The organism is Rhodococcus koreensis (assembly GCF_017068375.1).
Classification (GTDB): domain Bacteria; phylum Actinomycetota; class Actinomycetes; order Mycobacteriales; family Mycobacteriaceae; genus Rhodococcus_F; species Rhodococcus_F koreensis.
In genome coordinates, this window is record NZ_CP070609.1 from 911051 (window position 1) to 924468 (window position 13418).

Here is a 13418-nt window from a genome sequence, read left to right on the forward strand (position 1 = left end):
CGTTGGCGGGTGTTGGGTGTGCGGAATATCAGGCGCTGGCGGCCTGTGCAGCTACGGGGCTGCTGTGAAGTGTCTGACGGTGTGTGGCGAGCACACTGGTCACCTCTTGTGCGGCGGAGAACCCGGAGGTGATCGATGTTTCCGTGTAGAGCGTTCCGAGATAGTCGCCGGCCAGGAAGACGCGACCCGCTCCACGAGTCAGCGTGGGCTGCAGCTTCGCGCGACCCGGGAAGCTGTAGGGCGACGCATTCTTCCATCGCGCGGCCTTGGCCTCGACGACCGTGTCGGAGAATCCGGGCCCGAGGATCTGCTCGAGATCGGCAAGGTGGGTCTGTACGACCTCTTCGTCGCTCTTGTCGAGCAGTGCCTGACCCAGGGCTGCCGGCGAGAACGTCATGAAGCTGCCGCCCGGCTGCCGTACGGACTCGCTGCCGCGCACGATGCTTGCCTGGTTCAGGGCAATCGCGAAGGAACGCTTAGGGGCAGCGATGGCGTAGATGTCGTCCCACGGCTGCTTCGTCTTCTCGTCGGTGAGGAACGCCGAGCTGACGTGGGGTCCGTACTTGACCTGCGCGAGCGCTTCACGCAGCTCCTGCGGTAGATCGACACCGACACGATGGGACACGTCCGCGGTCGTGGCGAGAACGACGGTTCGCGCCTCTACCTCGTGGTCACGGCCGTCCTGGCGGTAGCGGACGACGACCGATTCCTTCTTGTGGACGACCTCCTGCACCTCTGCACCCAACTGAACGCGCTCGCCCAACGACGCGGCGAGGGCTTCGGTGAGGGTGGAGGGTCCGCCGACGATGCCTCGGCTCAGACCCTGTCCGAATCCGAGCACCAAGCTGAAGTATCCGATGCCTGCACCGGCTGAGATCTGGTCCATGTTTCCGGCCGACCGGGTGACGGTGGTCTTGAACAGGGCGGCCGCATCCTCCGGCAGGTCTCCGACGAAATCGAGGAACGACTCGTCGTTCGCGAAGTTGTAGATTCGCTGCTGTCGCATTGCGCCGGACTCACCGGCACGCGTCCGCACCACTCCGGTGTATTTTCCGACGCCCGCAACGATCTTCATTCCGGCACGCATGGTCGCCATCCGCGCCGACAGGGACATCGGGATCCGGAAGGGGTAGGTGGCGATGTGTCCCTTTTTAAGGAACTTCCCGTTCATGGAGAGCGCCTGAAGCGACCCGGGAATGTCGACCGACATGACGCCGGCCTCGTTGAGCAGGGCTTCGGTCGACGATCCGGGGCCGGCGAACACGTGGCCACCCCAGTTCAGCCAGTACGACCCGCGACGCTCGGAGCGAATACGGCCACCGACGCGCTCGTCGGACTCCAGAACAAGGGTGTCCCAATGACGCAACCGCCAACCGGCCGAGAGTCCGGCCAGGCCCGCGCCGACAACAACTACATCTCGCACTTCGTATCTCCTTGACTAGCGCCGCGTCCCCCACCGGAGGCATCGGCGAGTTGCTGGCGAATCCTTGTTTCGGGACGCCCGTCCTGGCTTGCGGTAGCGCCGTTGAAAGCCAGGCCGGGTCGAGTCGCACATATCGGGTGTGATGGTGATGCCCGTCATACCCGGACCACCTAAGACTAAAGTGTGATCACAGATCACGCAATCCCGAATCGCGGAAATTTCGGCGATTCCGAAGACTGTGGCGAGCTGACCGTCCGGTCAGGAAGGCTCCGCCGGAGGCTCATGCAGGGGGCGGACGGTCATCATCCTGGTCACCGCCGTGCTGATACTGCTGACGATCCCGTTCGCCGCCGCATTCGGAACGGCCACCCACATCCGGCTCGAACATCAAGCCCTCGCGGCGACCTCGGCCTGCGGAGTCTGGGCACTGTCCGCCGGCACCCTCCTTGTCCCCACCACACCCACACGCACGCTGCTGCGCCGAAAGCGACTGCGGCAATGGGCGTACGAATGGAAACAGCTCGACACCCCACCGGGATAGCACTCGATAAGCCGGAGTGCGGCGATGCAGGCTGATCTGGTGATGCTCAGTGCGTCGAGCCCGATGTGGGGTCGAATCCACGGAGGAGGGCCGCGAGGCCGGTGTCGAACTCGTGGTCTTGGCCGAGGGCGACGACTCGCCGTGCGATGTCGACGAAGTGAGACGCTGCCGCGTCGGTTCGATCGGTGGCGACGACGATCTCACCCCCGTCACGCGCCGTCTGCTGTTCGATCGCCGAACCGATGGTGTACCGCGAGATGGCGATCAGAGCCAGCGCGGCGTCCGTATCGCGAAAGCCCGCATCCTCCAGAAGCGCTATCTGCTCGATCGCGTTATCGAGACTCGGACTTCGCGCGCCCGTCGACGTGATCAGTCGGGCGCTGTCGACGAACTCCACCGCGCACCCGCCGAGGTGCGGGCCGATCTTCTTGCACGGCATCGCAGTACCAACTACTCCGTCGTCGACATCGAGCTCATCGACGAGCTCTATCGCGCCGAGTACGCCGAACGAGTCAGCGGCGGCCGTCGGCTGTTCATGCGCCGCGCATCGAGTGTCGACTCGGTCGTCGACACCACGACCGGTATCAACGTCGTGGTCCGCGACCACATCAGCGGGGCCACCGACACACTCGAGCGCGACGCACTTGTGCTCGCGACCGGGTTTGAGCCGGCTCCACTACGTCCCATGCTCGGTGAGCTCGCACCGACGCAGACCGCCGAGCAAATCGTGTCCCGCAACTACCGACTCGCGACACCCGCAACCGTGACCGCGGGAATCTACCTGCAAGGCGGTACCGAAAAGACACACGGAATCACCTCGTCACTGTTGTCCAATGTCGCGGTGCGCGCAGGGGAAATCCTCGACTCAGTCGTCACCGGGCGAGGTGGCGAGGGCTGCAGCGTACGGGTCGACCCCCAGTACCGAAACATCCCGCCGGGTGACTCCGGCAACAACGTTCGCAGGGAGCGCAACACGATGAGCACGAACCCGTTCGACGATGAAGACGGCCGCTTCTACGTTCTGGCGAACGCCGAGGATCAGCACTCGTTGTGGCCGATCGTCACGCAGATCCCGGCGGGCTGGGATGTCATGTTCGGCGAGGCGAGTCGCCCCGCTTGCCTAGCGTACGTCGAGAAGAACTGGACCGATATGCGTCCACGCAGTCTTCGCGAGATGATGGGCACTGTCGCTGCAGTGCCTGTGCCCCAGCGCTGAGCTGTCGCAGTCAGAGCGGATTCACCCTCGTACAGGTCGATGGTGCTCAGGCCGCTGTCGACATGCAGCGGCTGCCGGCGCCCCTCTCCACCGGTTGCCGGTGGACGGTGGCCTCAGCGGTCCCTTCCGGTCGGGGCGGGACTTTCGTCACCGCTCATCCGGTGTAGTCCGAGAGGTCGTACACGGTGGCCGACCCCACGGTGGTCGGCTGGAAGTGGGCCGTCACCCAGTCCGCGATCTCGGAGTGCCGGTTTTCCCGTCCCGCGGCGTTCGCCGGGATCCCGCCGGCACCCGCGGCGCTCGGCCGGGTGGTGCCGGCGCCGGGTGCCGTATTGGGTGCGGTGTTGGGCTGGTGGTCGTCGCCTCGGTTCTCGACGATGTAGTAGGTCACCCGGTGGCCGGTGATGTCGTCGATGAACTGTCCGAGCGTCGGCGCCGGGTCACTTCCGGTGAACCCGCCGACCGCAATGACCGCTGTGCCGGTAGAAAGTTCGAGGGCAGCGGCGGCCGAGGAGCGGTCGATCGCCGCCGACCATGTGGTGCCGGTAGCCGCGAGCAGGCGATCGAGTTCCGGATTGTCCGCGTTCTCACCGAACATCCCGCCGCCGCGACCGCCGGGCTGAGACGTGGCCGCGGGCCCGACGGTGGGGCCGCCCCCGAGGTGCGGCTGCCCGATCGTCTCGATCGCATACGCGGTGGGGCCGCCGAGCGCGGCGACCACACCGGCAATGAGCGCTGCTGTCGAGAGCCACCGGACCGGGCGCGCAGCCCGGGACAGCACGATCGCGAGGGCAGCGAGCACGGCTAGCAGTAGTAGCGCCCACCGCAATTGCGGAAACCAGCTGCTGTTGCGGCCCAGGATCCACCAGCCCCAGACCACGGCGGTGAGCACCAGCGAGGCCAGGCCCACCCGGCCCAGCCACGACCCGCGCCGGACCCACATCTCGTGTCCACCGATGGCCACCATGCCGGCGATCGCCGGCGCAACCGAGAGACTGTAGTAGGGGTGGATGGTGCCCTGCATGTAGCTGAGCACCAGCCCGTCGACGATCAACCAGCCGCCGAACACGATCCCGCCCGCCCGGACGAGATCGGTGCGTGGTGCCCGCCACCGGGACACGATCACCAGGACGGCGGCGAGCAGTGCTGCGGGCAGCAGCCAGGCGATCTCGAACCCGAATTCACCGGTGAACAGCCGGGGCAGCCCCTGCGTCTGCCCGCCGAATCCGCCGTGGGCAGATTGTCCTGCCGCGGGAGTGCCGGCGTCGGGCAGCTGACCCGTCGCGAACGCGGACGCGCCCGGGCCGGGTCCGGGCCCCTGCCCACCGGGGTGGTTGCGGCCGAGGACCCGGGCGAACCCGTTGTAGCCCAGCACCAGGTTCATGAAGCTATTGTCCGTCGACCCAGCCAGGTAGGGGCGGCCGGACGCCGGCCAGAGCACGGTGAGCAGGACGTACCACCCGGAGGAGACGATGAGGGCGGTCGCCGCCCCGATCAGGTGCACCAACCGGGTACGCAGCGGCGTCGGCGCTGCGATCAGGTACGCGAGCCCCAATGCCGGCAACACCATCAGGCCCTCGAGCATCTTCGACAGGAACGCAAACCCCAGGGCGACACCCGCCAGGGCGATCCACTTCGCGCTCGCGCGGTCGAGAGCACGCACCGTGCAGTAGGCCGCCGCGGTCATCAGCAGCACCATCACCGCGTCGGGATTGTTGAACCGAAACATCAACGCCGCCACTGGGGTCACCGCAAGGACGACACCGGCGAGTAGACCGGCTGCGCGGCCACCGATGCGGGCGACCGCCGCATACAGCAACGCCACCGCGCCGACCGCCATCAGCGCCTGCGGGATCATCATGCTGGCACTACCGAAGCCGAACATTCGGCCGGAAAGCCCCATCACCCACTGCGACAGCGGGGGCTTGTCGACGGTGATGAAATTCTCCGAGTCGAGCGAACCGAACAGCAGCGCCTCCCAGTTCCTCGAACCGGCCTGCGCAGCCGCGGCGTAGAACTGGTTACCCATCCCGTTGACGGTGATGTTCCACAGGTACATCACCGCGGTCCCGACAAGCAGCACAATCAGACCGGCGCGTTCCCACCCTGCGATCCGGCCGGGTTCTGCGGGGTCAGTCGACTGTTCGGGCGCTTCCGTCGTCGTGGTCACACCGCATTCACCCATGCCCAGCTGCTCGGGAACTGTCAGCACCCTGTGAAGTAGCTGGCAACTCGGGCTCGATTCGTTCGGCCATCCATGGCAGCGCCTCCGAGAACGCGCCGGCGGCGAACTGCCAGGTGTGCCCGCTACTGACGGTGTGCACCGAGCAGGTGATCGCCTGCGCGCTCGCGGCGGCGCAGAGATTCTCCGCGGCGCCCTGATTGTCGGGGTTCGAGGCACGGTCCCGCCCGCCGTACCCGTCCGCGGCCGCATCGGCCTGCGGAGGCCGAGACTCGGCGCCACCACCGCGGCCGCCGCCCCGTCCGGCCGTGGTGGTGTCCTCGAACCAGCCCGACACCCCGTGTAGGGCCCATGGCCGGCGAGCACGGTCATTGGGTCGAATCGGGACCACTGTGCCTCGTCGCCGCCGTAGAGTCGTTGCGGGCTACCGGCCCGGGACGGCACAGCTGCCGGTCATCATCTTCCGCAGCTTCTCGAGATCTGACGCAAGATCAACACCGCGCGCTCAGCGCGGGCGACATCGGAAGCACCCCTGCCCGGCGCGGGTCCCCGTCGGTGCACATGACCGCGTGCCGGTGGAGTTCCTTTCGCACAGCCCTTTCCTGGCTGGACCTGACGCCAGGGGGTGTCCCCAGCGCCGTTGACCCTCGGGGTGTGCAGTTTCAGGCCGCATGTGCGGTCTGATGGACTGTCTCGTATTCGACGGGCGTCAGTCGACCGAGCCCCGCTACCGGCGCCGACTACACCGCCACTCCCGTCGTCATCACGAAACTCTCCACCAACACCGAACACTCCTCCAGAAACTCCCCGAACCGCATCAACGCCTCCGTCGCGAACTCGACACCATCGCATACCTAGAAGGAGACGAAGTCTCGCCCGGAGCACTCAAACCGCAGAAACAGGTACCGCCATACGCCAAACGACCCATGCGCAACCTCGCAGATCACACCACAATTGAGACCACTCGGATCACAGTCGAACCGTCAGAAGGAGGCCGCCGGACACAACGTCCGCACCACAACTTCACTCGCAGACACGCAGGCAGCACACCCCGCGCAGCCGCAGACAGGCAACATGCGCCCCCTTTTGAGGGATCGGTGCTGCACTCCCCTACCGCACCACCCCCTGGTGCGGTAGGGGGATCACCCGCCCGTACGACGGCACCGTCGTACGGGCGGGCCTCCCTGCGCCCGACACCGACCGCCGGCCCCGACCGGACAGCTTCACCGTCGCTCTCCACGCCGCCGGCTTCATCGCCGTTGCCGCTACCCGCCCGGCCATCGACCGCGCCAAACTCGACGATCTGATGCCCACGCACAGAACATGATTGACGCGCATCGACTGAATCCAAGGTGCGGGTTGTCGGCGCCAAACCCCGTCGGCACGTAAGTACGGCCCGCCCGAGAAAGTCATGTGTCGTGGGTCACACTTTGGCGATGGGGGCTGGCGGCGGATCTACCATTTCCTCGCACCGGAACACGAAGGAGTAGGTAGACAAGCCACTGCTGCGCCAGCCAAACCTCTACTGGCCAGCAGGGATTGGTGAGCGCCAGTCCTGCCGAAACCGTGAATCCGGTCGACAGTTTCACACGCGGCAAACGTCCGAGGAGATATCAGCGAGGCCAACTGCCCAGGTACACCATCGCCGAACCGCACGTCCCGGCGAGGCCCCGGCCGGACCGCTTTGACTCACCTGGGTTGCACACCGAATCTCGGGGCGACGTCACGCGTATGCCACAGCGGCCGAGATGGTTTCAGCTTCCGCCGATACTCCAGCCGTGGGCTCGACGCTCCGAGCTCAGCCCGGTCCGACTGACACCCGCGAAAAGCACACCGGCACACTCCCTGCACCCGTCGTCGACCTCAGCCGACACAGATCAGGACACCCACCACCGCTACTGCGACCAGCGAGGCGCCGCCGCAGATCAGCCACGCCCGCGTTGCCAGCTGCCGGCACTGATCGCACCGCTCGTCCACGCCCGCGACCGGTCCCCTCGGGTTCGGATCGGGGGCTCGGGACTGCGAGAGACGGCGGACCTTCGCGTCCGCTCGTGCCGCCACACCGAACGAGACGGGAACCACCACCAGTGCAGCCATCAGTAGACCGACCATCGCGCCGATGTTCGTCCCGAACATTGTCGTTCCTTCCACACCACCAGGGCCCGTTACAGGCACCGCGCGTTGATCACCGGCCGTAACGCCGCCACCGGCCCAGGGCCATGAGCCGCGGCGGGCCTACACGCCGGGCATCGGGAACTTCCACACCGCCACCACGACCACGCCCATGATGAGCCCGGCGTACAGAACAGTGCCAACCACACTGACCCGCAATGTATTCAGCAGATTGGTACCCGGATTCTCGACGATCGGTGCCATGACAACTCTTCTCTCAGGTGCAGATATTCTCGGTTGCCACGTCGATGACGTGGCGTACCAGCTACCTTGGACCGACTTCGACACCTGCACATTGGCCGAAATACCTGCACCCATACCCGTATTTGGGTATGGAGGCTTGGGTCTCGGCTAAGAGTTGCAACCGAACATCCCCGAGCACCAGGCTTCCACCATAGATTCAGCTGTGTTTTACGTCACACATTCGGCGTCTGCACTCTGTCGCCCAAGTATTTCGCGTCGCCGACGCAGATCGCGCGGGGGTTGCCGATCGGCTCCGATCGCATCCAAACATGCTGTAGCACAGAGTAATCGGCCGTCTCGACCGATCGGGGTTCTCACGCAACTGCTCGATAACCAAAGTGCGCCGCCACTGCGGTGGCGAAGTACAACACATCAGGTCCGGTCGCACACCCCTGTCGCAGCTCGCGCCGATCGCGACTGAGCAACTCCAACCGGATCATGCATGGCGTACGAGGACGTGAAATAACACTTACTGGTCGGTAATTCGGAAGGTGCGAAAATAGTGCAATGGCATGGATCACATTCCCTGGACTTCCATGCGCCGGCTCACCAACATCATTGATGCGCTGCTCGTTACTACGTGCAGGTTGTCCGTGTAGCGCCCCTGCCAGCTGATATACATCGTTGGCGGGGGCTGCGCTTGGCTACGCCACAACAGTCAACCGGGGCCGCCCGGACAATACGCCGGCCATCGGCGTACCCGAACTCGGCAGACCGCTTCCGACTCGTACATGAAACCCTCTGTCCGCCAGTCACAGTCGCCGTCACAGCGCAGAGCCGACACCGACAACCGGCCCCACGGCCGACATCTCCACACGATGTCGAAGCGTGTGCGCCGGTCACATCCACGACCTTCACCGCGTGCGGATCCCACCCTACGGACAGCCCCCGGGCACGAAATAGGTATGTCTACCGGTCGTTCTACCGTCGTCGGATGGACATCTCGCGAGGAGTGTGTGAGTCGAACAACCCCCGAACCCTGCAAGTCGAGGCCCCGATGCACGATCAGCTCCACTGCTCCCCCCTCGTCGCACGCGACGTCTGCACCATCCGCCAGTGCGATAAGTGCCACACCATGCTCGCCGCCGACCCATCCACGTGCTCGTCGTGCCACAGCACCGAACCGAGCAATGCTCCCTCGTCGGAAAGGGCAGGGTCGTGTCGTAGATCGTCGTCGAGTTGTCGCCAGGTCGGACGGGCACCGACTTCACCACCTGTCACCGTCGCGATCGTCGCGCTCGACGATCGGACCGTCAGGCATACACCTGAGTCGACGACTCCCTCACCCAGGGTGCCCGGGGCAAACTCCGCGTCCGCGATGACCGGATGAATGCGGGCCAGCCGACCTCGCCGCTCTTCAGGACGATGTCCGTGCCCTGACTGCCCTGCCGAAGGCTGAGCCTGAAGCCGACGGCAACCGGCAGACAGAGTCCCGCTGCTTCAGGCTCCCGGCAGTCAGCCGTGGAGAAATCGTCACATCGAGCCCAGCTCGCCGCCACGAAGAGCGGCCTCGAGATAGTTCCTCGAGGCCGCGAAGAAGAGAGAACTCAATTGAGAAGGCAATACGGGTTTCTAGCGTGTCTCGCAGTCACCCTCGGCGCATTTCTGGTCAACACGCCGACGGCATCGGCCACCGGTGTCGTCTCCAACGGTATTCCCTGGACCGACGACCTGAACCCGATACCACAGCCCCCCGGCGTCATCGATTTCTGCACGATGGGCGTCGTCGGTACCGACTCGATCGGCAACAAGATCGGCATCTCCGCCGCCCACTGTGTCGACGACGCACCCGACGGCGCGCCCGTCTACCGCTACACGCCGACCGGACCGCGGGAACACCTCGGGAACATCGCGTACCGCAGCCCCGGCGGCGGCACCGGCGTCGACTGGGTGGTCATCCGCCTCAACGCTGACGCGGTACTCACATCAAATGGTCCCAGTGCCCGGGTCGACGGGATCGGCGCCTCCGACCCGGTCGGTCCTCATTGCAAGGACGGGGCCGGTACCGGCGTTCATTGCGGGTCGATCACTTCGCAGAACATGACACGGTTCTACAGCAACGCCCAATCAGGCGGTGGCGACTCCGGTGGTCCCGTACTTCAGAACAACACCGAGATCGTGGGCATGGTCCGCGGATTCGACACTGCGCTCTTCGCATTCGAGTACATCAAATTCGCTGCCGTCCTCGACGGCATCTACGCCCAACCCAACCCTGTCGGCAAGGGCTTCGTCGTCACCAATAACTAACCCGCATCCCAGAAACCCCGAAGCTGAGAAAACGTCGCGGACTCAGGTCGGGTAGAACAGCGGACTACCAGAGCTGCTGCACAATCAGCCACAACCATTCTCGGACAGGTTGAGGAAACGGGCTGTAGTACAACCACCAATTGTCCATTGTCCGTCCTTCCCCGTGGGCGCCCCGGCGCGACCCGACCCTGTCCGACCCCGTAGTTCTTGTCACGCAGCGGCAGACGCGGACCTGTTGTCCCAATCTACGCTGACGCGCGAAACAAAGCACATGCCCCGCAATCGAACTGGCGTGGCCCCGACCATGCCGCGGGCACTCAGACTCCGCTGAGACTTGATACGAATTCGTCGACGGCGCCGCTGCGGCCTGGGACGACCACTTTCTCGAAGAGGGTCAGCATCAGCTCGTCAAGGTGGTCGGTGTGCGCGTGGGTGGTGCGCGTGACGCTGACCGAACGGAGTCCGCGTCCGCGCACGAGTTCTGCGAGCAGTGCTCCGTCACGCTCAGCGGTCGCCTTACGGCCGGACGTGTGCCGAAGTGTGTATGCGCGGCCGGGAAGGGTGACTTCGGCTCTTTTGTACTTGCGGCGCATCCTTCCGGCCATTTGGTCGGTGACGGCCCCGGTGATTCCGTCGGCCAGTTCCAGAGATGCTGGTACGCCCTTGCGTAACGCGGCACCGTAACGGTCAATGCGCTCGGCCAGGGATTCTCGCGTGAGGCGGGAGAAGTGGGCGGTGAACTCGTCACCGGGTCCCGGGCGCAGTGTGGCGCGGGCGATATGCGACGGATCGATCAGCGTGACCGAGGACAGGTCGTTGCTGATTCGGGCGGTCCATCCGGTGATTGTTGGTTGATTCCACGACATGTGGTGATTCTGTCAGGCCCGTGTGCAGACCGCGTGACCCGCATCGCGGGCCTTGCTCCCCACGTGCCATCAAGCGATCGAGATCAGTAGATCTTGACGGGTACCGTTGCGGCGGACGTGAGTTCCAGCAGTTCGGCGTAGGCCGCGCAGCACCTGGTGTGTGGATCTGCACCGCCGGCCCACGCTAGATCCTGCTGGGCCAGGTCGGCATCGAGGATGGTCCGTAGGGGCCGTGGATGCCCGATCGGCGAGACCCCGCCCCGACGCACCCCGATGCACGTATTGCCTGTTCAACAGCATCTTCGAGGTCCGTTTCTACAAATGTAGGGCAGATCGCGGAAAGCTCTCGTCATTTGCCGGTCGTGACCCAGCTCACGAATTCGTAGCGTTGAGGTCGGTAACAAACGGCCTCGCAGATCGCGAGAAGTCCCCCTCGATAGGAGCATCTGATGACATCCACCGTTGGCTTTGTCGGCCTCGGCAACATCGGTAGCCGGGTGGTCGCACACCTGGTCAAGGCAGGTCACGACGTCGCGGTGTACGACCTGAACACTGCGGCGGTGGAGGCGGCGGTCGCGCTCGGTGCCCGCTCGGTGTCCTCGCCGGTGGAGTCCGCGACGAAGGCGGAGGCGCTGTTCCTGAGCCTGCCCACGCCGGCGATCGTCGAGGGCGTCGTCACCGAGGTGCTGTCACTGGGCAACCAGGGACTGATCATCGTCGATCACAGCACCATCGATCCCGACACCTCCCGTCGCCTCGCCGAGAATGCACAGGCCGCTGGCGCGAGCTTCCTCGACGCTCCTGTCAGCGGCGGCGTGCAGGGCGCCGAGGCCGGCACCCTCGCGGTGATGCTCGGCGGCGACGAGGCCACGGTGAAGAAGGTGATCCCGCTCATCGAGAGCTACGCGGGCAACATCTTCCACATCGGCCCGTCGGGCAGCGGTCAGGCGATCAAGCTCGCCAACAACCAGATCACGGCCGCGAACATCGTCGCTCTCGGTGAAGGTCTGAGCAGTGCCGTCGCGGCCGGTGTCGACCTGGACACCGCGGTCGCGGTGCTGACGAAGAGCTCGGCAAACAGCAACGTGCTGAGCAACTACTTCCCCAAGACGCTGTTCACCGAGGAGCGCCCCACCGGGTTCGCGCTCGACTTCATGCACAAGGACCTCGGCCTGTTCCTCGCCGCGGCGGGCAAGGCCAAGCTCCCCACCCCGGTCACCGGCCTGGTGCGTGATCTGTTCAGCATCGGCCAACGCGACGGCCGCGGCGGCAAGGACTTCACCAGCGTCGTCGAATTCTACGAAGACTTCACCGGCATCCGCCTGCAGACGAAGGGAAATGACAAGTGAGCACCCCCACCCTGACCACCGCCACCAAGGTCAGCCAGCTCATCGGCGGCCAGTGGGTCCCGGCCGACTCCGGCAACTTGATCGAGGTCGAAAACCCCGCCCGCCGAGAGGTTCTGGCCCTCATTCCGGACTCCGGTGCGGCCGACGTCGACCGGGCTGTCGCCGCGGCGAAGGCCGCGTTCGGACCGTGGAAGGCGTTGCCGGCCCGCGACCGCGGCGCCCTGCTGATCAAGATCGGCGACACGATCGCCGAGAACTCCGAAAAGCTGGCCCGGATCATCGCCTCGGAAACCGGTAACGCGCTGCGCACCCAGGCCCGCGGCGAGGCGGCCAGCGGTGCGGACATCTTCCGCTTCTACGGTCAGATCGCCTCCGAGCAGAAGGGCGAGACCCTGCCGTTCGGAGAGAACCTGGTCAGCTACACCGTCCGTGGGCCGCTCGGTGTGGTCGGCGGTATCGTCCCGTGGAACGCGCCGGTCACATTGTCGTCGTTGAAGATCGCGATGGCCCTCGCGATGGGTAACACCCTGGTCCTCAAGACCGCCGAGCTGGCCCCGCTCGCGGTGCTCCAGCTCGCCGAGTGGGCGCACGAAATCCTGCCGGCCGGCGTGCTCAACGTGCTGACCGGTTCGGGCCAGAAGGTCGGGGTGCCGCTGTCGAAGCACCCCGACGTCGCGAAGCTGACCTTCACCGGTTCCACCGGGGTCGGCAAGGAAATCCTCGCCGCGGCCGCGGACCGGATCGTGCCGGTCACCCTCGAACTCGGCGGCAAGTCCCCGGCGATCGTGTTCCCCGACTCCGACGACGACGCCACCGTCGACGGCGTCATCTCCGGTATGCGGTTCACCCGGCAGGGTCAGTCCTGCACCGCAAGGTCGCGCCTGTACCTGCACGAGGACATCTTCGACTCGTTCCTCGAGAAGCTGAAGACCAAGCTCGCCGCCTTCACGATCGGTGACCCCCTCAACGGCGCCACCCGCCTCGAGTTGCACCTCGCGCTCAAAGCCCGCCGCTGGACCCGACGCCCGCGAATCTGAACCTTCCGAACCAGGCGGGCGTACCCGGTCCGGCGATCGGCGACTTGCCTCCACGCGAACCCCGATCAGGCAGACTGAAAGCGCTGGTCGGCCCGCGCCCGCGAGCGCGTGGTGCCCGGACCGACGGGCCTGGAGGAGCACC

At 65.6% G+C, this 13418-nt stretch carries 14 protein-coding genes and 1 pseudogene; 6 read left to right on the plus strand and 9 right to left on the minus strand.

Features of this window, described 5'->3' with window-relative positions:
* Positions 1-28: 28 nt before the first annotated feature.
* On the minus strand, positions 29-1423 hold the full coding sequence (locus tag JWS14_RS04105; protein WP_095863766.1) for a protoporphyrinogen/coproporphyrinogen oxidase: 1395 nt from the start codon (positions 1421-1423) through the stop codon (positions 29-31).
* Positions 1424-1742: 319 nt separating this feature from the next.
* Between JWS14_RS04105 and JWS14_RS04110 the strand changes: the two genes are divergently transcribed.
* Positions 1743-1964, plus strand: a complete 222-nt coding sequence (locus tag JWS14_RS04110; RefSeq protein WP_241031265.1) for a hypothetical protein — start codon at positions 1743-1745, stop codon at positions 1962-1964.
* Positions 1965-2010: 46 nt separating this feature from the next.
* On the opposite strand, the gene JWS14_RS49970 is transcribed toward JWS14_RS04110, so the two are convergent.
* Positions 2011-2403: a TetR/AcrR family transcriptional regulator C-terminal domain-containing protein gene (locus JWS14_RS49970; protein WP_241031648.1), complete on the minus strand. Its 393-nt coding sequence runs from the start codon at positions 2401-2403 to the stop codon at positions 2011-2013.
* Here JWS14_RS49970 and JWS14_RS49975 point away from each other — a divergent pair.
* Positions 2344-2883 (plus strand): annotated as a pseudogene (locus tag JWS14_RS49975) (SidA/IucD/PvdA family monooxygenase); the annotation flags it as partial. The gene JWS14_RS49970 and the pseudogene JWS14_RS49975 sit on opposite strands and share 60 nt — an antisense overlap.
* 57 nt (positions 2884-2940) lie before the next feature.
* Positions 2941-3180 (plus strand): MbtH family protein, encoded by a 240-nt coding sequence (locus tag JWS14_RS04120; RefSeq protein WP_206015918.1) that lies wholly within the window; start codon positions 2941-2943, stop codon positions 3178-3180.
* A 154-nt stretch (positions 3181-3334) separates the two neighbouring features.
* Here JWS14_RS04120 and JWS14_RS04125 read toward each other — a convergent pair whose 3' ends face one another.
* From JWS14_RS04125 to JWS14_RS04145, 5 genes are all read right to left on the minus strand, one after another.
* A complete protein-coding gene (locus JWS14_RS04125) occupies positions 3335-5365 on the minus strand; it encodes an ArnT family glycosyltransferase (RefSeq protein WP_206015920.1) in 2031 nt (676 codons plus the stop codon).
* Positions 5358-5699, minus strand: coding sequence for a hypothetical protein (locus JWS14_RS04130; RefSeq protein ID WP_206012571.1), 342 nt, complete (start codon positions 5697-5699; stop codon positions 5358-5360). The genes JWS14_RS04125 and JWS14_RS04130 overlap by 8 nt, the downstream gene beginning before the upstream one ends.
* A 1526-nt stretch (positions 5700-7225) precedes the next feature.
* Positions 7226-7498 (minus strand): hypothetical protein, encoded by a 273-nt coding sequence (locus JWS14_RS04135; protein ID WP_206012572.1) that lies wholly within the window; start codon positions 7496-7498, stop codon positions 7226-7228.
* Positions 7499-7597: 99 nt separating this feature from the next.
* On the minus strand, positions 7598-7738 hold the full coding sequence (locus JWS14_RS04140; protein WP_179377668.1) for a hypothetical protein: 141 nt from the start codon (positions 7736-7738) through the stop codon (positions 7598-7600).
* A gap of 1044 nt (positions 7739-8782) precedes the next feature.
* Entirely contained in the window at positions 8783-8998 is a 216-nt protein-coding gene (locus JWS14_RS04145) for a hypothetical protein (RefSeq protein WP_206012573.1), read from the minus strand.
* A gap of 330 nt (positions 8999-9328) precedes the next feature.
* On the opposite strand from JWS14_RS04145, the gene JWS14_RS04150 reads away from it, so the two are divergent.
* Positions 9329-10024 (plus strand): chymotrypsin family serine protease, encoded by a 696-nt coding sequence (locus tag JWS14_RS04150; RefSeq protein WP_072941622.1) that lies wholly within the window; start codon positions 9329-9331, stop codon positions 10022-10024.
* 317 nt (positions 10025-10341) lie between these two features.
* Here JWS14_RS04150 and JWS14_RS04155 read toward each other — a convergent pair whose 3' ends face one another.
* Positions 10342-10890, minus strand: a complete 549-nt coding sequence (locus tag JWS14_RS04155; RefSeq protein ID WP_206012574.1) for a hypothetical protein — start codon at positions 10888-10890, stop codon at positions 10342-10344.
* 83 nt (positions 10891-10973) lie between these two features.
* Positions 10974-11159, minus strand: a complete 186-nt coding sequence (locus JWS14_RS51700; RefSeq protein WP_072941627.1) for a YbaK/EbsC family protein — start codon at positions 11157-11159, stop codon at positions 10974-10976.
* 180 nt (positions 11160-11339) lie between these two features.
* Here JWS14_RS51700 and JWS14_RS04165 point away from each other — a divergent pair, with 180 nt between their 5' ends.
* Positions 11340-12239, plus strand: a complete 900-nt coding sequence (locus JWS14_RS04165; RefSeq protein ID WP_072941629.1) for an NAD(P)-dependent oxidoreductase — start codon at positions 11340-11342, stop codon at positions 12237-12239.
* On the plus strand, positions 12236-13276 hold the full coding sequence (locus JWS14_RS04170; protein WP_241031266.1) for an aldehyde dehydrogenase family protein: 1041 nt from the start codon (positions 12236-12238) through the stop codon (positions 13274-13276). Before JWS14_RS04165 ends, JWS14_RS04170 begins: the two co-directional genes overlap by 4 nt.
* Positions 13277-13418 lie beyond the last annotated feature (142 nt).